Annotated in this window: 2 protein-coding genes; both read right to left on the reverse strand. The window is 69.7% G+C overall.

The window, feature by feature from the left end:
* A partial coding sequence (locus tag AB0I03_RS26575) for an alpha/beta fold hydrolase (protein ID WP_360417350.1) occupies positions 1 to 224 on the reverse strand: 224 nt, incomplete at its 3' end.
* A gap of 92 nt (positions 225 to 316) precedes the next feature.
* On the reverse strand, positions 317 to 1183 hold the full coding sequence (locus tag AB0I03_RS26580; RefSeq protein WP_073444218.1) for a M24 family metallopeptidase: 867 nt from the start codon (positions 1181 to 1183) through the stop codon (positions 317 to 319).
* Positions 1184 to 1438 lie beyond the last annotated feature (255 nt).

Below are 1438 nucleotides of genomic sequence, written 5' to 3' on the forward strand. Positions count from 1 at the left end.
CGCGGCGGCTTCACCCTGGAGAAGCCGCCGCGCAGCGGCCGTGGCGCGGTGGAGCGACCGCAGCCCCGGACGTCGTAGAGCACCACGTGGAAGCGGTCGGCCAGGCGGCGGGCGACCTCGGACCAGACCTCCTTGCTGTCCGGATAGCCGTGCACCAACATCACCGTGGGCCGGTCCGGATCGCCGAGCTCGGCGACGCACAGTTCAATGCCACCGGTGCGCACCCAGCGCTCCCGGGCCTCGGGGAGCCCGGTCCCGGTCGGCGCCGGCCTTCCGGTGCCCCGACGCTGCTGTCCGTCCCGTCCAGGTCCTGTCTTCACGCGGCCCTCTCCTCCTGCCAGCGCCGCACATGCGGCAGATCGTCGTCCAGCCAAAAGGCGCTTTCCTGCGGGTCCCTGGAGTCCGTGACGACCAGGATCTCCTCGAACTTCGCCCCCGTGCCCCGGAAGCCGAGGTGGGGTTCCACCGCCCACAGCCCGGGCTGCGGGGGGTGATCGGAGAAGGTGTACGGGCTCCACAGCGGGGACCAGCCCTCCCGGTGGCCGTGCAGTGCGTCCGAGGCGAGGCCCTTGAGGGACTGGGTGCCGAACCCGAAGAGGGTGGGGGACCAGCGGCGCTGCCGCACCCGGTCGACCTTGTGCGCGATGACGCCGAAGGGATAGGCGCGGTGCCGGTTGGCGTACCCCTGCCGGACCATGAGCCGGTCGACGTCCTCGTAGATCTCGCGCAGCGGGCGGCGTTCGCGCACCTCGCGCAGGATCAGGTCGCGGTGGGCTTGAAGGTCGGCGAGGAGCCGGTCGTGCACGGGGTTGAGCCCCAGACAGCCGGAGTAGCCGATGTCGGCGGTGCAGCCGTTGTGGACCGGGGCCATGTCGAGGATGAACGGCATGCCCGGTTCCAGTTCGCGGTTGGTGGGGAAGAACTGCAGCGGCACACGGAAATTCACGAACGCGGTGCGGTCGCCGAACCATGCGAACGGCAGGTGGAACCAGTCCCGTACGCCGCGCTCGCGCAGCCACTCGCGCTGCATCCGCGCCGCCGCGCGCTCGGTGACCCCGGGCTTGAGCTGGGCGGCCACGGCTTCCGCGCAGGCGTAGGCGAGTCGTTGTACCTCCCGGAATCCCTTGAGCTCGGCGGTGAGTTCTCCCGTCGCTGCTGCGGTCGCTGAGGTGACTGAGGCCATCGCCAACCGTCCGTCCGTAAGCGGTTCATCGCGGTACGTGCCCGTAACTTGCCAGTGATGAATGTGACAATGGTTGGCGGCTGCGTCAAGAGGTGTGCGGCGGACGAGGCCAATGACACGGCCCGACCCCGACCTCTGTGCCGCTGAAGCAGGAGAACCCCTACGGGCATCTCGTACCGGAGGGCTACGCGAAGACCACCGCTGGGGTTGACGACGGGGGTGCCCAGCGCCACTACCTTCGAACACGTGACTGTG

Source organism: Glycomyces sp. NPDC021274, assembly GCF_040641195.1.
Classification (GTDB): domain Bacteria; phylum Actinomycetota; class Actinomycetes; order Mycobacteriales; family Micromonosporaceae; genus Glycomyces.

Excerpts from the sequence above, each read along its gene's own strand:
- AB0I03_RS26580 (WP_073444218.1), bottom strand. The coding sequence starts at position 1,183 with ATGGCCTCAGTCACCTCAGCGACCGCAGCAGCGACGGGAGAACTCACC.